The organism is Aeromicrobium choanae (assembly GCF_900167475.1).
GTDB classification, from domain to species: domain Bacteria; phylum Actinomycetota; class Actinomycetes; order Propionibacteriales; family Nocardioidaceae; genus Aeromicrobium; species Aeromicrobium choanae.
Map to the genome: position 1 here is coordinate 445,931 of NZ_LT796768.1, position 20,493 is coordinate 466,423.

Genomic DNA, 20,493 nt, shown 5'->3' on the forward strand with positions numbered 1-20,493 from the left:
TGGAAGTGGATTCACCTCGGGAGGTCAGAACCGCGTGAATCCGCTTCCAAAAGTGGAGAGGGGCGGGTCGGCGGCTGTCGCCCCGCGCCCGACTCAGGACTGCTTGGAGTCGCCGGTGGAGAGCGCGGCGATGAACGCCTCCTGGGGGACCTCGACGCGGCCGACCATCTTCATGCGCTTCTTGCCCTCCTTCTGCTTCTCCAGCAGCTTGCGCTTGCGGCTGATGTCGCCGCCGTAGCACTTGGCGAGCACGTCCTTGCGGATCGCGCGGATGTTCTCGCGGGCGATGATCCGCGCGCCGATGGCGGCCTGGATCGGTACCTCGAACTGCTGGCGCGGGATGAGCTCCTTGAGCTTTCCGGCCAGCGCGACACCGTAGGAGTACGCGCTGTCGCGGTGCACGATGGCGCTGAAGGCGTCCACGGGCTCGCCCTGCAGCAGGATGTCGACCTTCACCAGGTCGGCGGCCTGCTCGCCGGACAGCTCGTAGTTGAGTGAGGCGTAGCCCTTCGTGCGCGACTTCAGCGCGTCGAAGAAGTCGAACATGATCTCGCCCATGGGCAGCGTGTAACGGATCTCGACACGGTCGTCGGACAGGTAGTCCATCCCGCCGAGCTGGCCGCGGCGCGCCTGGCACAGCTCCATGATCGTGCCGATGTAGTCCGACGGCGCCAGGATCGTGGCGGACACGATCGGCTCGTAGACCTCGGAGATCTTGCCGGCGTTCGGGTACTCGCTCGGGTTCGTGACGGTGTGCTCGCTGCCGTCCTCGAGCTTCACCCGGTACACCACGTTCGGCGCGGTCGAGATGAGGTCGAGGTTGAACTCGCGCTCGAGCCGCTCGCGCACGATCTCGAGGTGCAGCAGGCCCAGGAAGCCGATGCGGAAGCCGAAGCCGAGCGCGCCGGAGGACTCGGGCTCGTAGACGAGCGCGGCGTCGTTGAGCTGCAGCTTCTCCAGCGCGTCGCGCAGGGTGGAGAAGTCGTCGCCGTCGATCGGGTACAGGCCGGAGAACACCATCGGGTTCGGGTGCTGGTAGCCGCTCAGCGGCTCCGCGGCGGGCTTGGTGGCCGAGGTCACCGTGTCGCCCACGCGACTCTGACGCACCTCCTTCACACCGGTGATGAGGTAGCCGACCTCGCCGACGCCGAGGTGGTCGGCCTTCACGGGCTCGGGGCTGATGACGCCGACCTCGAGCATCTCGTGCACCGCGCCGGTGGACATCATCTTGATCCGGTCGCGGTGGCTGAGCTTGCCGTCGACCACGCGGACGTAGGTGACGACGCCGCGGTAGGTGTCGTAGACCGAGTCGAAGATCAGCGCGCGGGGCGGGCCGTCGGGGTCGCCCTGGGGCGGCGGGACCTCGTCGACGATGAGGTTCAGCAGCGCCTCGACGCCCTGGCCCGTCTTGGCCGAGACGCGCAGCACGTCGTCGGGCTCGCCACCGATGATCCCGGCGATCTCGGCCGCGTACTTCTCCGGCTGCGCGCCGGGCAGGTCGATCTTGTTGAGCACGGGGATGATGTGCAGGTCGGCGTCCATCGCCAGGTACAGGTTCGCCAGCGTCTGCGCCTCGATGCCCTGCGCCGCGTCGACCAGCAGGATCGCGCCCTCGCACGCCTCCAGGGACCGGCTCACCTCGTAGGTGAAGTCCACGTGCCCCGGGGTGTCGATCATGTTGAGGATGTACGTCGTGCCGTCGTCGTCACCGTCGGACTTGGTGAACGGCATCCGCACGGCCTGGCTCTTGATCGTGATACCGCGCTCGCGCTCGATGTCCATCCGGTCGAGGTACTGCGCGCGGGCGGCGCGCTCGTCGACGACGCCGGTGAGCTGGAGCATCCGGTCGGCGAGGGTCGACTTGCCGTGGTCGATGTGCGCGATGATGCAGAAGTTCCGCAGCAGTTCGGGCGGAGTCGACCCCACGGTGGGGGCAGGAGTGGAGCGCGTCATGGTGAGGTCCATTGTCCACGACCTGCGCACAGGTCGTGACCAACGATCATCGCCAGGCGTACGCGATGACGACGTTGACCACGACCAGGGCCGCGACGACGTGGCCCCACGGGTTCGGGGCGGGCAGCTTCTGCTTCATGAACGCGAGCGCCGTGGCGACCGCCGCGATGACGAGCTTGACGCCGACCTTCGCGTTGTTGGGGTCGTGGACGGCCTCGCTGGCCGAGCCGATTCCGGTGAGCACGATGCCGATCACCAGGGCGGTGGCGACGGCGTGCGCCATGCCCTTGGGGACGCGGGGAGCGCGGAGCGACATGGCCCACAGGACGAGGGCTGCGACCCAGCACGCGATGTGGACCCAGACGAGGATGTCGTAGAAGAGCTGCACGACCCGAGCGTACGAGACGGAGCGGATTTGAGGACCGGGCGCTCCCGCTGGTAGCATTGACGATTGCGTGTCCAGCCCACCGTACGACGGGCTCGGGCGCGACCAAGACTTCTCATCACCGGAACGACGAAAGAACAGGTTTGCCGTGGCGAACATCAAGTCGCAGATCAAGCGCAACCGGCAGAACGAGGCCGCTCGCGAGCGCAACAAGTCCGTGCGCTCCGCGCTGAAGACGGCCGTTCGCCGCTTCCAGGAGGCCGTCGAGGCCGGCAACACCGACGAGGCCAAGACCCTCGCCGCCGACACCGCGAAGAAGCTCGACAAGGCTGCTTCGAAGGGCGTCATCCACAAGAACCAGGCCGCGAACCGCAAGTCCGCGATCGCCAAGAAGGCCGCCTCGCTCTGATCTTCACGCAGACGCCCCGCACCTGATGGTGCGGGGCGTCTTCGCGTTCCCTACGACGTTCGGGCGCGCGCCACGGCGATGTCGATGATCATTCGCTCGACCGCGTGGCCGGGCTCGGCCGAGCCGCCCTTGACCTGCAGGTCGGCGTGCGCGACGGCGTCGAGCGCCTGGCGCAGCGACGCCTCGCTCCAGCCGCGAGCGCTCTGGCGCAGCGAGCGGATCTTGAACGGCGGTGCGCCCACCTCGCGCGCCAGGTCGGCGTCGCGCAGGCCGGGATCGGCCGTGGCGACCCGGGCCAGCTGCCGCAGCCCCGAGGCGAGCGCGGCCGTGATCAGCAGCGGGGCGACCTTGGCGGCCTCGGCCCACCGCGCCCGCTCGAGAGCGAGGTCGAGCCGGCCGTCGAGGGCGGCGTCGGCGATCTCGTAGCCGCGGACCTCCGCCCGGCCGCCGAAGTAGCGGCCGACCACGGTGGCGTCGAGCCGCTCCCCCTCGCCGAGCGTCGTGACGAGCTGGTCGACGGCGGCCGCGAGCGACCGCAGGTCGGAGCCGACGGCCGCGACGAGCAGGGCGGCACCCTCGTCGTCGATGGCGCGGCCGAGCGTGCGGGCCTCCTGGCGCACCCAGGCGATGAGGTCGCGCTCGTACTTCGGGGCCTGCTGGGAGACCTCGGAGACGGCGGCGGACTTGCGCAGCTTGTCGAGCAGGCCCTTGCCCTTGGCTCCCCCGCCATGCACGAGCACGACGGCCGTGTCGTCCGACGGCGACGCGGCGTACTGGAGCAGCTCGCCGGCGACCTGCTCGCCCAGGTCCTGCAGGTCGGTGAGGACCACGGCGGTGGCCTGGCTGAACAGCGAGGCGCTGGTGAGGGCCGTGAACTCGCCGGGCGCCAGGGCCGAGGCGACGGTCTGGGCGATCTCGGCCTCGGGAGCGGCTTCACGGACCTGCGCCACGGCCTGGCGCTTGGCGCGGTCGGAGAGGAACTCGGAGTTGCCGGTGACCAGCAGGATCTTGCCGAACGGGTTCGCCACGTCCCGAGAATAGGTCACCGCGCCGACACGACGAGGTGCCCGTCGCGATCGAGGACGGCGATCGTGCCGGAGGTGTCGGTGCGCCACACCGCGACCCGCTGACGCGCGAGGTCGTCGAGCACCGCGGAGGTCGGGTGGCCGTGCGGGTTGTCGGCCCCGACGCCGATCAGCGCGACCGACGGAGCGACCCGTTCGAGCAGACCCTCCCAGCGGTCGGCGCTCCCGTGGTGCGCCACCTTGAGGACGTCGGCGGACAGGTCGGCGTTGAGCCGGCCGAGGCCGCGCTGGGCCTCCTCCCCCAGGTCGCCGGTGAACAGGATCCGGTGGCCGCGCACGGTGGCCCGAACGACCACGCTCGCGTCGTTGCGGGCCTCGGGCGCGACGCGGCCGGTGTCGGCACGCGGCCAGAGCACCTCGAGGTCGACGCCGCCCACCTTCACGCGCTGGCCGGCGAGCAGCCGGATCCGACGCGCGGCGGGCACGGACGGACCACCCGAGGGTCCGTCGGCGAGCACGTCGACCTCCCGCCCGCGCACTGCTCCACGCCAACCGTCCACGTGGTCGGCGTCGCCGTGGGTGAACAGCAGCAGGGAGATGCGATCGATCTCGAGCTCGGTCAGGCAGCGGTGGATGGGACCGGGCTCCTGGCCGACGTCGATCACGATCGCCTCCCCCGGCGCCGTGGGCACGACGAACCCGTCACCCTGGCCGACGTCGCACGCCACGACCACCACGTCGCGCGGCGGCCAGCCCGGCGTCGGCGTGCGCACGATCGCGACCAGCAGCCCGAGGGTCATGCCGACCGCCAGCGCGGGGCGTCGCAGCAGCCACCACACGCCGCACCCGATCAGCGGCGTGACGGGGATCAGCGTCCACCACGGCCACGGCCACGCGATCGCGGCGCCCGGTAAGGAGGCGCCGAGGCGGGCGACCCGCACGATCACCGAGGCCGCCGCCCACGCGACCGTGCCCGGCACCGGGGCGAGGGCGGGCGCCACGAGGTCGACCAGCCCGGCCGCGAGGCCCGCGACGGTGGCCGGCGCGACCGCGGGCGCCACGAGGACGTTCGCGAACACGGCCACCATCGAGATCTCGCCGCTCAGCGACGTGACGACCGGGAGGCACGCGAGGTGAGCCGCGATCGGCACCGCCACGGCGGTGGCGACGGGTAGCGGCAGCCAGTGCAGGCGGCGGGCCAGCGGCGGTGCGAACGCGATGATGCCCGCCGTGGCCGACACGGAGAGGACGAAGCCGGGCCGGGTCGCCAGCCACGGGTCCAGCACCACCAGCGCCACGACCGACCACGCGAGAGCTCGCAGTCCGGCACCGGCGCTGCCGACGAGGAGCCCGGCGAGGGCGACCGAGCCCATCACCGCGGCGCGCTGGACGCTGGGCTCGGGACGCGCCACGACCACGAACGCCACGACGGTCAGCACGCCGGCCAGCAGCACGGTGCGACGCGAAGCCCCGACGGCGCGCAGGCCCAGCAGGACGATGCCGAGCACGATCGTCAGGTTCGCGCCGGACACCGCGAGCAGGTGGGTCAGGCCCGTGGTCGCGAACTCCTCGCGCGTGCGGTCGGAGAGGCCTGACTCGTCCCCCGCGACGAGTGCGGGCACCAGCGCCGCGGCCTGGTCGCCACGGTGGTCGACGCCGTCGCGGACGCCGTCGCGCACCACCTCGCTCCACCGCCACCACCACGGACCGGCCCCCGCGCGGCGCCAGTCGTGCACCCGCAGCACGGCCGCTTCGTCGCTGCCGTCCGACGGCTCGAGCCCGGCGCGCACCAGCAGCCGCGTTCCCGTGACGAACCGCTCGGAGCCCTCGACGAAGGCCGTCGCCCGCACGCGCACACGCCAGGTCCGACCGCGCGACTCCACGACGCGCACCGTCACCGGCACCACCGTCCCCGGTCCGCCGGCGCCCGAGAACACGCGCGCGTCCTCGCGCACGTGCACTTCAGCGCGCACTGTCGCTCCGCGCTCGGCCAGCAGCGTCACCGGGGAGGACTCGACAGCCGTCAGGCGCCACCCGCAGGTGGCCGCGACGACGACCAGGACCGCCGCCGGGAACGCCAGCAGGGGCCGGCGCCACCCCCAGACGAGCACCACCACGGCGGCCACCGCCACGGCGAGCGAGGCCGCCACCGGGGCCCGGGTGAGCCCGGCTGCGGTCGCCCACGCCACGAGGGCGGCCGGGACGACGCGCAGGTCAGACCGAGACCCGGTCACGCAGGTCGGCCAGGGTCGCCTCGCCGATCCCCTTGACGTCCAACAGGTCGTCGACGGAGCGGAACGGGCCGTTCTCCTCGCGCCACGCGACGATCGCCTCGGCCGTCACCGGTCCGACGCCGGGCAACGAGTCGAGGGCCACGAGGTCGGCCGAGTTGAGGTTCACGACGGCTTCCGCCTGCCCCGACGGGCTCGCCGCTCCCCCGGACGGTGCGGCAGCCGGGGCACCGACCACCACCTGCTCACCGTCGGTGAGCACGCGCGCGAGGTTGAGGGACGCGGTGTCGACCTTGCCCTTGGTGCCGCCCGCGGCCTTGATCGCCTCGTGCACGCGCGACCCCGGCGGCAGGGTGACGATCCCGGGGCGGCGCACCCGGCCCGCGACGTCGACCACCAGCGTGCCCGACGTGGCCCCCGCGGACGGCGTGGTGCCGGCCACCTCGACCCCCGACGACGTCGGCACCGTCACCTCGTGGGGCCGCCCCGCCAGCAGCCACCACACGACGAGCACCGCCGCCGCCCCGCCCACGACCGCCGCGAACCGCACGTGCCCCGGCCGCAGCAGGCGCCGGGAGGGATCGGGCCTGCGACGCCGGCCGGGCGGTGGACGGTCAGGGTCGGGGAGGGTGGCGTCGAAGGTCGCGGCCAGCTCGGCGAGGCGCTGCCGTGCGACCTGGGCGCGGGTCTCGGGCGGGACGGGAGCCATGTCGCGACCCTAGGAACGCCCTGCGCCCGGCGGAACCACTCGCGCGCGGCCTGTGGACCGCGGGCCGCGCGGCGGCGGCCCTGTGGACGGTCAGCGGGCGCTGACGGTGACGGCGATCATGCCGGGTCCTACGTGCGCCCCGATGTCGGCGCCCACCTCGTCCACGGCGACCTCGGCGCGGTCCAGCTTCTGCGCGAGGGAGTGGGCCACCCCCACCGCCACCGGCTCACTGGCCAGGTGCAGCACGCCGATGTCGAAGTCCCCCGGGTAGGTGCCCACCGTCTCGACGGCGAGCGTGACGAGGCGGGCCAGCGCCTTGGACGACGTGCGGACCTTCTCCAGGGGCGTCACCACCCCGTCCTCGAGGGTGAGGATCGGCTTGACCGCCAGCGCGGACCCGATGAGCGCCGCGGCCCGGCCGATGCGGCCACCGCGACGCAGGTACTCGAGCGTGTCGACGTAGAGCAGCACGCGGGCCGAGCGGGCCGAGGCGACCGCGGCAGCCTCCACCTGCTCGGCGGTGCCGCCCGCGTCGCGCGCGCGGGCCGCGGCGCCCGCCGCGAACCCGGTGGCCAGTCCCGCCTGCATCGTGTCCACGACGCGCACGGGGACGTCGACCCGGTCGGCCGCGAGCCGCGCCGCGTCCACGGTGCCGGAGACCTTCGAGCTGATGTGGACCGACACGATCTCGTCGACGCCGGTGGACGCGAGGGCGCGGTAGACGGCCTGGAACGTCTCGGGCGACGGCCGCGAGGTGCTCACGGGGACGGACTCGGTCAGTGCGTCGGCGATCATCTGGGAGGTCACATCAACACCCTCGGTGTAGACCCGCGCGCCGATGATGACCGTGGTGGGCACGACGGTGATGCCCTCGCGCGCCGCGTCGTCGGGATCCAACGACGCGGTGGAATCGGTCACGACGGCCACGGTCATGGCCGAAACCCTACCCAGCAGGGTGGGCACCGTCGTCAGTAGACGTCCTTCGCGTAGCGCCCTTCCTCGGCCAGCCCGGCGAGCCAGTCGCGCGCACCGTCGCGCGACAGGCCTCCGTGGCGCTCGGCCAGGTGCAGCAGCGTGGCCTCGACGTCCTTGGCCATGTGCACGCGGTCGCCGCACACGTAGAGGTGAGCACCCTCGTCGAGCCAGCGCCACAGGTCGAGGCCCTGCTCGCGCATCCGGTCCTGCACGTAGACACGGCGGTCCTGGTCGCGCGAGAACGCCGTGTCGAGCCGGGTCAGCACGCCGTCGCGGCGCAACGACTCGAGCTCGTCGCGGTAGAGGAAGTCCGTGGTCGCGTTGCGGTCGCCGAAGAACAGCCAGTTCGGGCCGGGCTCGCCGGCGAGCGCGCGGTGCTTCAGGAACCCGCGGAACGGCGCGACGCCGGTGCCGGGGCCGATCATGATCGCGGCGGCGCCGGGGTCGCTCGGTGGGCGGAAGTGACGCTGGCGCTGCACGTGGATGCTGACGTCCTGCTCCCCCGCCCGGTCGGCGAGGTGACTCGAGCAGATGCCGTGCCGCCGCAGGCCGTGCACGCGGTGCCGGACCACCGAGACGGTCACCTGGACCTCGCTCGGGTCCTCGAGCGGGCTGGACGAGATCGAGTACTGCCGCGGCGTGAGTGGGCCGAGCACGGTGAGCCACTGGTCGAGTCGCGCCAGTGTGGGGTGGTCGTGCAGCAGGTCCACGATCTGCCGACCCCACGCCCACTCCTGCACCGCGAGCCGGTCGTCGGGGTCGGGCAGGCCGCTCACGGCACCGCGATGGCGGTCGATGACGAGCCGCACGACGGCCGGGGTGATCGTGACCGGGTCGTACCGCTCGGCCAGCGCGTCGGCGAGGCGCACCGGCTCGCCGTCGGACTCCAGCAGGGCGTCGCCGTCGAGCCCGGTGAGCGTCAGCCAGGCGTCGACGTAGGCCGGGTCCACGCGGGGCGCCACCGCGAGCGCGTCGCCCGGCTCGTACTCGAGCGTGCCCTCGGGCAGGTGGAAGCCGAACCGTCGCACCTCCTTGGACGAGTCGGTCGCCGTCAGCAGCTCGTTGCGCGTCAGCCTCGTGACGAGAGGTCGGTTGCGGCCGTACGCCGGGGTGTCGGGCTCGGTCACCGTGATCGCGTCGACGGCGCCCAGCGCGCGGCCCACGGAGTCGAGCCAGGCCGAGGCCGGGGCGTCGAAGGCCGGCTCACAGTCGGCGCGTGCGGCGAGGCGCTCGGCACCGAGGTCGGCCAGGCGCTCGTCGAGGCGCCGTCCGAACCCGCAGAAGTCGGCGTACGTGGAGTCGCCGAAGGCCAGCACGCTGTACCGAAGCCCGACGAGGCGTGGCGCGTCTGCCGCGAGGAGGCGCCAGAACGCCGCCGCCTCCGTGGGTGGGTCGCCGTCGCCCGTCGTGCTCGTGACGAACAGGACCGTGCCGGTGAGGTCCTCGGGGCGGACGCCGGCGAGCGAGCGGTGGACGGCGGTCAGGCCCCTCCCGGTGAGGAGGCGGACGAGCTCCGGGGCGTGGTCCTCCACGCGCCCCGTCTGCGACGCGGTGAGGATTGTGACGTCGGCCGAGGCGTCCTGCGGGTCGGGAGCAACGGCGGCGAGCACCTCGGCGAACCACGCCCGCACCTCCGGCGCGACCGGTGCCGACGGCGGCAGCGTGGGTGCCTGGTGCGTCATCGCGGCCAGGTAGCCCGCGAGCCAGGCCGTCTCCAGCTCGGACGGCTCCGTGCCCACCGGTGGCGCGACCGGCAGCCGGATCGGCGCGCGCTCCAGGCGCACCGCGCAGGCCTTGAACTCCGGCTGCAGCGAATCGGGGTCGACCGCGTCGTTCGTGACGGCGTTGACCGCCAGCCCCTCCCCCGTCATCTCGCCCCAGTGCATCGGCGCGAAGCAGGTGCCGGGCAGCACGCGGTCGGTGACGACGGCCGGCAGCACCGCCTCGCCACGCCGCGAGACGATCCGCACCGGCGACCCCTCGCCGATCCCGAGCGCCGCCGCGTCGTCGGGATGGACCTCGACGAAGGGGTCGGGGTTGAGCCGGTTCAGACGCGGGACCTTGCCGGTCTTGGTCATGGTGTGCCACTGGTGCGGCAGCCGCCCGGTGTTGAGGACCACGGGGAAGTCGTCGTCGGGCAGCTCGGCCGGGGGCAGGTGGGGCCGGGCGTGGAAGACGGCGCGCCCGTCGGGCATCGGGAACGAGATGCCGGCGTCGTCGACGTAGCGGACCGGGTTGCGGCGCTCGCCGCCCGGCGGGCACGGCCACTGCAGCGAACCCTCGCGGAGACGCTCGTAGGTCGCACCGCGCAGGTCGTACCCGGTGGCCGGGTTGGCGAACGCCCGGATCTCCTCGAACACCTCCTCGGCGCTGTCGAAGGCGAAGGCCTCGCCGAAGCCGAGGCGGGTCGCGATGTCGGCGATGAGCCTCCAGTCGGGGCGGGCGTCGCCCGGCGGCGGTCCGACCGGCCGGCACAGCGTGAGGTTGCGCTCGGAGTTCACCATGACGCCCTCGGCCTCGGTCCACAGCGCGGCGGGCAGGGCGATGTCGGCGTGGGTGAGCGTCTCGTTCTCGGCGTAGGAGTCCTGCACCACCACGAGGTCGGCCGCGGCCAGCCCCTCCAGCACGGTGGAGCGGTTCGCCACGGAGTGCACGGGGTTGGTGCAGATGATCCAGGCCGCCTTGACCTCGCCCGCCGCCAGCTGCTCGAACAGGTCGATCGTGCCGCGGCCGACCTCGTCGCGGATCGCGCCCGGGGAGAGCCCCCACACGTCCTCGCAGAACGAGCGGTCGGCGGCCGAGACCACCGAGCGCTGCCCCGGCAGCCCCGGGCCCATGTAGCCCATCTCGCGGCCGCCCATCGCGTTCGGCTGGCCCGTCAGCGAGAAGGGGCCCGAGCCGGTGCGGCAGATCGCCCCGGTGGCCAGGTGCAGGTTGCAGATCGCGTTGGTGTTCCAGGTGCCGTGCGTGGACTGGTTGAGGCCCATGGTCCAGCAGGTCATCCAGTCGCCCGCCTCGGCGATCCACCCGGCGACGGTGCGCAGGTCGTCGGCGGCGATGCCGGTCGTGGCGGCGACGGCGTCGGGCGCGTAGTCGGCCATCATCGCCTCGACGTCGTCCCAGCCGCGCGTGTGGTGGTCGACGAACTCGCGGTCGACGGCCCCCGCCTCCAGCAGCAGGTGCAGCAGCCCGTTCAGGAAGGCCAGGTCGGTGCCGGGCCGGATCTGGCAGAAGAGGTCGGCCTTCTCGGCGGTCGCGGTGCGGCGGGGATCGACGACGACGAGGCGCGCACCGGCCTTGACTCGCTCCATCATCCGCAGGAACAGGATCGGGTGGGCGTCGGCCATGTTCGAGCCGATCACCAGGAACAGGTCGGCGTGGTCGAAGTCGTCGTAGGAGCCGGGCGGGCCGTCGGCGCCCAGCGACTGCTTGTAGCCGGTGCCCGCGCTGGCCATGCACAGCCGCGAGTTCGACTCGATGTTGACGGTGCGCAGGTAGCCCTTGGCCAGCTTGGTGGCGAGGTACTGCGCCTCCAGTGACATCTGGCCCGAGACGTAGAGCGCCACCGCATCGGGTCCGTGCTCGTCGATCACCGTGCGGAACCGGGTGGCCGCCTCGTCGAGCGCCGCCTCGATCCCGACCTCGACCCGCTCGGCTCCCCGGTCGGACCGCACCGATGCCTTCTCCATGCGTCCCGGTGCGGCGAGCAGGTCGGCGGTGGTGGCGCCCTTCGTGCAGAGCCGTCCGGCGTTGGCGGGGTGACCGGCCGTGCCCACGGCGCCGGTGACCCGCACCGTGTCGTGCCGCCGCTCGACCTGCAGCGTCAGTCCGCACCCGACGCCGCAGTAGCCGCAGACGGTGTCGACCATCGTCACACCGCGGTCGCGAGGTCGTGGGCGCAGGCGGCGGCGTACCGCTCCAGCACGAGGGACACCAGTCGCTCGTCGGGCCGGCGCTCGTCGAGCAGGGGGGCGGTGACGACGTCGGCCCCGGCCCGGCCGAGAGCGTCGTGGAAGTGACCGGGCGCGAGCAGGTGGCTGGCGACCAGCACCCGTCGGCCCGGGCGCCTCACGGCGGCCACGACCTCGCCCAGCGGCGTGCCGCAGTGGCCCACGTGGCCGAGCTCGACGCGACGGCCGAGCCGGACCGAGAGATCGGCGGCCGTCGCGCGGAGGTCGGCCAGCGCGCGCGGGTCACTGGACGCGGAGGCACCCAGCACCACCGTGTCGTCGGGTCGCAGGCCCTCGTCGTGCAGGCGCGACACCAGCGTCCGCGTGATGGCGGGGTGCGGTCCCAGCGGGTCGGCCGCGACGTGACCGGGCCGCCTCGTGACGACGCCCGCGATGTCGTGGTGCACGTGGTAGCCGGCCGACAGCAGCAGCGGGACGACCACGGCGGGTCGGTCGGCCACCGAGGCGGCGACCTCGGGCAGGGCCGGCTCCTGGACGTCGACCCAGGTGTCGCGGACCTCCACGGAGGGCAGCGCCCGGCGCACGGCCTCGACGAGGGCGGCCACCGCGGCGGCGCCCCGGGCCGAGCGGGTGCCGTGGCTGCAGGCGATCAGGACGGGCCGTGACGCGATCCTCATGACGCCACCTCCGTGAAAAGCGCAGAGTACGTCGGCGCCGTCATGACTTGTCTGATGCTCACTCGCTGACGCTCGCTCATGACGCCACCTCCGTGGAAAGGGCAGAGTATGTCGGCGCCGTCATGATTTCTCTGATGCTCACTCGCTGACGCTCGCTCATGCGATGTCCTCCCGGTGGAGTGGTTCGAGGCGGTAGCCGCGCTTGACGACGGTCTTGACGAGGCTGCGGTCGCCGAGGGCCTCCCGGAGGCGCCCGACGGCGACGTCGGCGGCATGGTGGTCGTCGGTGGCGCGAGGCAGCACCGACAGCACCTGGTCGCGGGTGAAGACGGCGCCGGGGTCGGACGCCAGCAGCCGCAGGACGGCCAGTCCGGCGGGCGGGAGCGGCAGCACCGCGTGGTCGAGGGTGGCCGCCGTGGCGTGCAGGCGCAGCCGGCCGGTGGCGACGTCGACGCCGAGGTCGTCGCCGCCGAAGTGCAGGACGATCGACCTCACGAGGGCACCGAGGCGGCCGCGGTCGGGCACGAGCGGCTCGAAGCCCGCGACGACGAGGGGCTCGGCGGTGACCGGCCCGACGGCGGCGAGCACGAGTCGTCCCTCCCGCGCCAGCTCCAGCAGGGTGGCCCGCTCGCCGAGGTCGCGCACGACGGACAGCCAGGCGCTCGCACCGGGGGCGGACGTGAAGACGATCGCGTCGAAGCCACCGGACGCGGCGTCGCGCACCGACCGTTCGACGGCCTCGGGATCCGGCGGCGGGCCCCACCGGTAGACCACGAGGGGCACCGTGGACGCGCCGGCCGCCGTGACCGCGGACTCCAGCCCGTCGTCGCCGGCACCGTGGTGCTGCACCGCGATCCGCATCCCCTCGACGCCCTCGGCCACGAGGTACTCGGCCATCTCACGCGACGTCTCGGACTCGGCGACCCAGTCCGCCACGAGCCCCGAGGCCTGGATGGCGCCTCGGGCCTTGGGCCCTCGCGCGACGATCCGCGCCGCCGCCAGGACCTCGAGCAGCGGCTCGAGCAGGTCGACGGACTCGGCCGTCTCCAGCCAGCTGCGGAAGCCGATGCCGGTCGTGACCACCACGACGTCCGGGCGGTCGGCGATGAGCTCCTGCGTGCGCCGCACGAGCGTGTCCTCGTCGATGTGTGCCTCGACCCCGAGCGTCGCGGCGATGTGCACCTGCGCGCCGCGGCGCACCAGCGCGCTCGCCAGGTCGGTGGCGCGGCGCTGCGCCGTGACGAGGATGCGGGTTCCGGCGAGCACCGGCCCGTGAGGGGTCACGCGTCCCCCCGCCGCAACCACACGACGTCGTCGACGACCCGCACGTCCCAGTGCCCCAGCGAGACCTCGGGGTCGTCGAGGCAGACGCCGGTGCGCAGGTCGAACACCTGCTTGTGCAGGGGTGAGGCGACCGTGGGCACGTCGCCCCGCGACCCGACGAGACCGCGGGCGATGACGTTCGAGCCCGTGAACGGGTCGCGGTGGCCCACCGCGAGGATCTCGCCGTCGCCGACTCGGAAGAGCGCCACCTGCTCGCCGTTCACCAGCGCCGCGGCGCCCCGGTCGACCCAGAGCCGGTCGATCGTGCACACGGCGGTCCACGCCGACTCGGAGACCGTCTCCGACAAGGCCGCGCTCACTGCACAGCCTCCGTCCGCACGGGCAGCGTGCCGCCGGCGATCACGACGGGGTCGGCGGGCCGGCGCTGGCCCCGCTCCTCGACGTAGGACAGGTCGGGATCGGGGGTGTCCGGGGCGTTGACGAAGGAGCCGAACTGCGCCAGCTTCTCCGGGTCGGCCAGGGTCTGCGCCCACTCGTCGGCGTAGTTCTCGACGTGCTCGGCCATCTGCGCGTCCAGCTCCTCCCCGATGCCCAGCGAGTCGTGCAGCACGACGTCGCGCACGTGCTCGATGCCGCCCTCGATCGACTCGATCCACGGCGCCGTCCGCTGCAGCCGGTCGGCCGTGCGCACGTAGTAGAGCAGGAACCGGTCGATGGCCCGGATGAGCTCCTCGGTGGTGAGATCCTCCGCGAAGAGCTGGGCGTGGCGGGGCATGAAGCCGCCGTTGCCGCCGACGTACATGTTCCAGCCGTGGTCGGTGGCGATGACCCCGACGTCCTTGCCGCGGGCCTCGGCGCACTCGCGGGCGCACCCGGAGACGCCGAGCTTGATCTTGTGCGGCGAGCGCAGGCCGCGGTACCGCAGCTCGAGCTCGACGGCCAGGCCGACGGAGTCCTGCACGCCGTACCGGCACCAGGTCTGGCCCACGCACGACTTCACGGTGCGCAGGCTCTTGCCGTACGCGTGACCCGACTCGAAGCCGGCGTCCACGAGGCGCTTCCAGATCGCCGGCAGCTGGTCGATGCGGGCGCCGAAGAGGTCGATCCGCTGACCGCCGGTGATCTTGGTGTAGAGCCCGAAGTCGGCGGCGACCTGGCCGATGACGATGAGCCCCTCGGGCGTGACCTCGCCACCCGGGATCCGGGGCACGACCGAGTACGTGCCGTCCTTCTGCAGGTTCGCCATGACGTGGTCGTTGGTGTCCTGCAGGCGCGCGTTCTCGCGGTCGAGCACGTGGCCGCGCCCCAGCGTGGACAGGATCGAGGCGGCGACGGGCCGGCAGATGTCACAGCCGTGACCGCGTCCGTGCTTGGCGATCAGCTCGCTGAACGAGCCGATGCCCGTCATGCGGGCGACCTCGTACAACTCGGCGCGGCTGAGGTCGAAGTGCTCGCACAGCGCGTTGCTGACCGCGATGCCCTGCGACTCGAGCTCGGCGTTGACGATCTGCTTCACCAGCGGCACGCACGAACCGCAGCTGGTGCCGGCCTTCGTGCATGCCTTCACGCCGGCGAGGTCGGTGCACTCACCGCCACTGATCGCGCACCGGATGGTGCCCGCCGACACGTTGTTGCAGGAGCAGACGGTGGCCGCGTCGGGCAGGGCACCCGTGGTCGGCGGCTCCACGCCGTCGGGCATGAGCCAGGCCGCGGGATCGCTGCCGAGCTCGGCGTCGACCATCGGCCGCAGGCTCGTGTAGGCCGAGGCGTCGCCGACGAGCATGCCGCCGAGCAGCGTGGAGGCGTCGTCGCTCATCACGAGCTTCTTGTAGACGCCCGCGAGCGGGTCGGCGTAGACGACCTCGAGGCTGCCACCCTTCGCGGCGAAGGCGTCGCCGAAGCTGGCGACGTCGACGCCCATCAGCTTGAGCTTGGTGGACAGGTCGGCGCCGGTGAAGGCGGCCGAGCCGCCGAGCAGCCGGTCCGCCACGACCTCGGCCATCGTGTAACCCGGACCCACGAGGCCCCAGACGCGGTCGGCGATGCAGGCGACCTCGCCGATGGCCCAGATGTGGTCGTCGCTGGTGCGGCACGCCGGGTCGGCCATGATGCCGCCACGCGGGTGCACCTCGAGCCCCGCCTCGCGGGCCAGCTCGTCGCGGGGACGCACGCCGGTGGCGAAGACGACGACGTCGGCCGGGATGGTCTCGCCGTCGGCGAACGTCATCCGGCCGACCTTCTTCGTGCCCCGGCCGGTGCGTACGGACTTCGTCGCGGTGGAGGTGCGCACCTCGACGCCGAGCCCCTCGATGAGGCGGCGCAGCGCCTGTCCCCCGGCGAGGTCGAGCTGCACGGGCATGAGGCGGTCGGCGAACTCGACGACCGTGCACTCCGCACCCAGCTCGCGCAGGGCGCCGGCGGCCTCGAGGCCCAGCAGGCCGCCGCCGATGACGACGCCGCGGGCAGGATGACCGAGCTGCTCGCCGCGGTCACGCACCCACGTGCGCAGCTCGGTGACGTCGTCGACCGTGCGGTAGACGAAGCAGCCCGGCAGGTCGGCACCGTCGATCGGCGGCACCGCGGCGTACGAGCCGGTGGCCAGCACGAGCTCGTCGTAGTGCTCCTCGCGACCGTGCACCGTGACCGTGCGGGACTCCCGGTCGATGCCCCTGACCTGGGCGTGACGGTGCAGGCGGACGCCCGGCGTGCGCCACAGGCCCTGGTCGCCGAGCAGCAGGTCGTCGGGGTCGGCGACCGTGAAGAAGGAGGTGAGCGCCACACGGTCGTACGGCGGGCGGCTCTCCTCCCCGAACACGTCGATGTCCCACTGCGCGGTCGCGCCGCGCTCGACGAGTGCCTCGACCAGGCGGCGCGCCACCATGCCGGCGCCGACGACGATGAGTCTCTTGCGTGTCATGCATCCAGCCTCGGTGTCGCAGGTTTCCGACCCGATATCTGGATGTAACAAACAATGACATCGGTCTCACACCGGCACGAGGTGGCCTGTGAGCAGAACGTTCCCGCCCGGTTACCCGAAGGAGCGCGTGGGTGAAATGCGGCCTTCCTAGCGTCGGGACGTCCGACCCGCCCCGCGTCAGGAGCCCTGATGACCACTGTGAAGACCGACCTGCAGACCTCGTCACTCGTCCACCGCCCCGGCCGCTGGATCGACGGCTGGAACCCCGAGGACGCCGACCAGTGGGAGGGCGAGGGACGCGCGATCGCCCGCCGCAACCTCGCCGTGTCGGTCTTCGCCGAGTTCTTCGGCTTCATGATGCTGGGCGTGTGGAGCGTGGTGGTGCCCAACCTCGGCGCGGCCGGGTTCGCGTACACGACCGACCAGCTCTACTGGCTGATCGCGCTGCCCGGACTCACGGGCGCGGCCATGCGCGTGCTCTACACGTTCATGGTGCCGGTGTTCGGCGGCCGGAACTGGACGGTGATCTCGGCGCTGCTGCTGCTCATCCCGTCGCTCGGGCTGGTGTGGGCGGTCAGCGACCCGACGACCTCGTTCGGCGTCATGCTGCTGGTGGCGTCGCTGGCGGGTCTCGGCGGCGGCAACTTCGCCTCGTCGATGGTCAACATCTCGTTCTTCTACCCGCAGCGCGAGAAGGGCAAGGCGCTCGGGATCAACGCCGCCGGCGGCAACCTCGGCACCGGCATCGTGCAGCTGGTGGTGCCGCTCATCATCACCTCGGGTGCGGGCATCGCGCTCGAGCGCGCCGGCCTGATCTTCGTGCCCGCCGCGATCCTGTCGGCGCTCGCGGCGTTCGTGCTCATGAACAACCTGTCGAACGCGAAGTCGGACCTGCGCAGCTACGCGCTCGCCGTGAAGAACCACCACACCTGGGTGATCTCGTTCCTCTACATCGGCACGTTCGGGTCGTTCCTGGGCTTCTCGCTGACATTCCCCACGCTCATGAAGGCGATGCACCCGGACGTGCCGATCGCGGTGGCGTTCCTGGGTGCGGCCACCGGCGCCCTGACCCGCCCCTTCGGCGGCGCCCTGGCCGACCGGTTCGGCGGCACGCGCGTGACGATGGGCTCGTACATGGCCATGGGCGTCGGCGTCGTCGGCCTGGTGCTCACCCTCGACGAGGCCGGCTTCGGGCTCTTCCTGGGGCTGTTCCTGCTGCTGTTCGGCGCCGCGGGCATCGGCAACGGCTCGGTCTACCGGATGATCCCGATCGCGTTCCTCATCGGCGCCGACGACGACGCCGCGAAGGCGCGGGCGCACCGGGCGGCGGCCGGCTGCATCGGCATCGCGGGCGCCGTCGGCGCGCTGGGCTCCTTCTTCGTCCCCCGGACGTTCGCCGAGCTGGGCATCACCGGCGGGCTGTGGGCCTTCGCCGGGGTGTACGCCGTGATGCTGGTCGTGGCCTGGGGCGTCTACGCCCGCCCCGGCACCGAGACGGCCGCGGCGCGGGTCTGAGGCGGACGGATCATCCGGTCGTGATGTCGCGGCGCCGGAACGCCCACAGGCCCGCCACCACCAGGGCCGCCGCCAGGACGATCTCGACCAGCGCAGGGACCGGTTCGAACCCTTCGACCGGCACCTCGGGCAGGTGCGTGAACGGCGAGAGGGAGTCGACCCAGTCCGGGAGCCGCAGCGTCTCGCCGAGCATGACCTGGAGGGCGACGAATGCCACGACCGCCCACGCCAGCAGGGACCGGTGCGGCCACACGCCGAAGAGGGCGACGGCGAACGCGGCCACGACGAGCACGCCCGGCAGGTAGCTCACCTGCCCGCCCACCTGCTCGACGATCCGGTCCCACTCCCCCAGCCCGACCGCGTAGCCCACGGCGAGGCCCAGACCCATCAGCAGCGAGAGGAGCAGTGCACCGGCGAAGGCGACCGAGACGGCAGCGGTCATCCACGAGACCCGCCTGACACCCGTGGCCAGCACCAGCTCCGCGCGGCCGGACTCCTCCTCCGCGCGGAGCCGGAGCACCGATGTGACCGCGAAGCCGCAGGAGACCACCGCCATGAACAGGAAGATGTAGCGCAGGAACGCGTCGATGAGCTGATCCTCGACGTCGGGCGACGCGCCGATGACCTCGGCGATGTCCGGGTTCGAGGCGACGAGGTCCGGAATCGTCGGGATGACCGCCCCGTAGAGCAGTCCGAGCGCCGTCACGCCGATCGCCCAGCCGATGACCAGGCCGCGCTGGAGGCGAAGGGCCAGGCCCAGCGGCGTGCTGAGGAACCGGGACGCGCGCGGCCGGCCGGGGCGAGCCGGCAGCACGCCACCGGCGAAGTCGCGACGGACGGTGAGCCAGCCGGCCACGACGAGCATCGCCGCCGTCAGCAGCACCAGGGGCACGGCCGGCCACCACTGCTCGTCGCCGAAGGCGTCCATGCGCTGCGCCCACCCGAAGGGTGAGACCCACACGAGCGCGTTGTCCTGCATCGCTCCCAGGCCGCGGACCAGGTAGCCCACCGCAATCGCCGCCCCGGCCAGCGCGAGGGCGCCACGCGCCGACGTCGACAGCTGCACGGCGACCAGCGTGATGGCGACGTAGCTGAGTCCGAGCAGCGTGAGGCCCGCGCCGTAGGTCAGGCTGCCCACGGGGTCCAGGTCCACCGCGAGCATCGCGACGGTCGTGACGAGGCCGATCAGCAGCGCCGCGGACACGCCGTACAGCAGACCCGCGAGTGTCGCGGCGTGGCGGCCCACCACCGTGGAGCGCACCAGCTCCGCACGACCGGTCTCCTCCTCGGCCCGGGTGTGGCGAACCACGAGGAACATCACCATGAGACAGATGCCCAGTTGCGCGACCTGCGAGATCTCGTTCGCGACGATGCCGCCCAGGGTGTCGATCCCGGCCTGGCGGCCGCTCATGAGGAAGCTGACAGGACTCGCCCCGACCGCGCTCGCGTACCCGGCGATCTTCCCGGGGGTGTCGTAGATCGACGGGACGGCCAGCGCGCTGGCCGCGATCGTGCCTCCGAGGCCAGCGATCCACAGCGGCAGGATCAGCCGGTCACGCCGCAGGACGAGCCGAAGGAGATGCCGTGTCCCCGTGAAGGGCGAGCTCACGACGGCACCTCCTCGCCGTACTGACGCAGGAAGAGCTCCTCCAGCGTCGGCGGATGGGCCGCGAGCGAGAGCACACCGAGCGGTGCGAGCGCCTGCACCGCTGCGTCGAGGTGGACCGACTCCACGTCGAAGGTGACCCGCGCGCCGTCGAACCGGGGATGGTGCACCCCCTCCACCTCCGAGATGAGCGCAGCGGGCCGAGCGGTCTCGGCGATGACCGTCGTCCGGGTCAGGTGCCGCAGCTCGGCCAGCGAGCCGCTCTGCACGACGCGACCGGCCCGGATGATGCTGATCCGGTCGGACAGCGCCTCCGCCTCGGCCAGGATGTGCGAGCTCAGCAGCACGGTCGCACCCTCGCCCTTCAGCTCGAGGACGGCCCTCTGGAACTCCGCCTCCATGAGAGGGTCGAGTCCCGACGTGGGCTCGTCCAGCAGGTACAGCTCGGCCCGGCTGGCCAGCGCGGCGATGAGCGCCACCTTCTGCCGGTTCCCCTTGGAGTAGGTTCGGTTCTTCTTGCTGGGATCGAACTCGAACCGCTCGATCATCTCCGCGCGACGTGCCTCGTCCAGGCCTCCGCGCATCCGGGCCAGCACGTCGATCACCTCGCCGCCGGTGAGGCCGGGCCACAGGGCCACGTCGCCGGGAACGTACGCGATCCGGCGGTGGAGCTCCGCCGCCTCGCTCCACGGGTTCCCACCGAGCAGCCGGGCCGTGCCGGAGTCGGCCTTCAGCAGACCCAGGAGGACACGAATCGTGGTCGACTTGCCGGCACCGTTCGGCCCGAGGAAGCCATGGACCTCCCCGGCCTCGACCGACAGGTCGACACCGTCCAGGGCGCGCACGGCACCGAAGCTCTTGACGACGTTGCTCAGCTCGATGGCGGTCACTCGCTC

Annotated in this window: 15 protein-coding genes; 2 read left to right on the forward strand and 13 right to left on the reverse strand. The window is 72.6% G+C overall.

Annotation, left to right across the window (positions count from 1 at the left end; genetic code table 11):
* Positions 1-93 precede the first annotated feature (93 nt).
* Complete coding sequence (gene lepA, locus B5D60_RS02130; RefSeq protein ID WP_153302839.1) at positions 94-1,953, reverse strand: translation elongation factor 4; 1,860 nt, start codon at positions 1,951-1,953, stop codon at positions 94-96.
* Positions 1,954-1,999: 46 nt separating this feature from the next.
* On the reverse strand, positions 2,000-2,341 hold the full coding sequence (locus tag B5D60_RS02135) for a hypothetical protein (protein ID WP_078698621.1): 342 nt from the start codon (positions 2,339-2,341) through the stop codon (positions 2,000-2,002).
* A gap of 145 nt (positions 2,342-2,486) precedes the next feature.
* Between B5D60_RS02135 and rpsT the strand changes: the two genes are divergently transcribed.
* Positions 2,487-2,747 carry a 30S ribosomal protein S20 gene (gene rpsT / locus B5D60_RS02140; RefSeq protein ID WP_078698622.1) on the forward strand — a complete coding sequence of 87 codons (261 nt, stop codon included), beginning with the start codon at positions 2,487-2,489 and terminating at the stop codon, positions 2,745-2,747.
* Positions 2,748-2,797: 50 nt separating this feature from the next.
* Here rpsT and holA read toward each other — a convergent pair whose 3' ends face one another.
* The 9 genes from holA to nirB form a co-directional block, all read right to left on the reverse strand.
* Positions 2,798-3,775 (reverse strand): DNA polymerase III subunit delta, encoded by a 978-nt coding sequence (holA, locus tag B5D60_RS16670; RefSeq protein WP_231948946.1) that lies wholly within the window; start codon positions 3,773-3,775, stop codon positions 2,798-2,800.
* 14 nt (positions 3,776-3,789) lie between these two features.
* On the reverse strand, positions 3,790-6,006 hold the full coding sequence (locus B5D60_RS02150) for a ComEC/Rec2 family competence protein (RefSeq protein WP_078698624.1): 2,217 nt from the start codon (positions 6,004-6,006) through the stop codon (positions 3,790-3,792).
* Positions 5,987-6,712, reverse strand: coding sequence for a helix-hairpin-helix domain-containing protein (locus tag B5D60_RS02155; RefSeq protein ID WP_078698625.1), 726 nt, complete (start codon positions 6,710-6,712; stop codon positions 5,987-5,989). Before B5D60_RS02155 ends, B5D60_RS02150 begins: the two co-directional genes overlap by 20 nt.
* Before the next feature lie 90 nt (positions 6,713-6,802).
* Positions 6,803-7,645 (reverse strand): DegV family protein, encoded by an 843-nt coding sequence (locus B5D60_RS02160; protein ID WP_078698626.1) that lies wholly within the window; start codon positions 7,643-7,645, stop codon positions 6,803-6,805.
* A 35-nt stretch (positions 7,646-7,680) separates the two neighbouring features.
* Positions 7,681-11,556 carry a bifunctional nitrate reductase/sulfite reductase flavoprotein subunit alpha gene (locus B5D60_RS02165; protein WP_078698627.1) on the reverse strand — a complete coding sequence of 1,292 codons (3,876 nt, stop codon included), beginning with the start codon at positions 11,554-11,556 and terminating at the stop codon, positions 7,681-7,683.
* A gap of 2 nt (positions 11,557-11,558) precedes the next feature.
* Positions 11,559-12,275 carry a sirohydrochlorin chelatase gene (locus B5D60_RS02170; protein ID WP_078698628.1) on the reverse strand — a complete coding sequence of 239 codons (717 nt, stop codon included), beginning with the start codon at positions 12,273-12,275 and terminating at the stop codon, positions 11,559-11,561.
* A gap of 156 nt (positions 12,276-12,431) precedes the next feature.
* The gene (locus B5D60_RS02175; protein ID WP_231948947.1) at positions 12,432-13,559 is read right to left on the reverse strand and encodes a uroporphyrinogen-III synthase; all 1,128 of its coding nucleotides are present in this window, start codon (positions 13,557-13,559) and stop codon (positions 12,432-12,434) included.
* Positions 13,556-13,918, reverse strand: a complete 363-nt coding sequence (nirD, locus tag B5D60_RS02180) for a nitrite reductase small subunit NirD (RefSeq protein ID WP_231948948.1) — start codon at positions 13,916-13,918, stop codon at positions 13,556-13,558. The genes B5D60_RS02175 and nirD overlap by 4 nt, the downstream gene beginning before the upstream one ends.
* Positions 13,915-16,476, reverse strand: coding sequence for a nitrite reductase large subunit NirB (gene nirB, locus B5D60_RS02185; protein WP_078698630.1), 2,562 nt, complete (start codon positions 16,474-16,476; stop codon positions 13,915-13,917). The genes nirD and nirB overlap by 4 nt, the downstream gene beginning before the upstream one ends.
* A 189-nt stretch (positions 16,477-16,665) precedes the next feature.
* On the opposite strand from nirB, the gene B5D60_RS02190 reads away from it, so the two are divergent.
* Entirely contained in the window at positions 16,666-17,991 is a 1,326-nt protein-coding gene (locus B5D60_RS02190; RefSeq protein WP_078698631.1) for an MFS transporter, read from the forward strand.
* 10 nt (positions 17,992-18,001) lie between these two features.
* Here the strand turns inward: B5D60_RS02190 and B5D60_RS02195 are convergent, their stop codons facing one another.
* Positions 18,002-19,600 (reverse strand): ABC transporter permease, encoded by a 1,599-nt coding sequence (locus tag B5D60_RS02195; protein ID WP_078698632.1) that lies wholly within the window; start codon positions 19,598-19,600, stop codon positions 18,002-18,004.
* Positions 19,597-20,487 carry an ABC transporter ATP-binding protein gene (locus tag B5D60_RS02200; RefSeq protein WP_078698633.1) on the reverse strand — a complete coding sequence of 297 codons (891 nt, stop codon included), beginning with the start codon at positions 20,485-20,487 and terminating at the stop codon, positions 19,597-19,599. The genes B5D60_RS02195 and B5D60_RS02200 overlap by 4 nt, the downstream gene beginning before the upstream one ends.
* Positions 20,488-20,493: the final 6 nt, after the last annotated feature.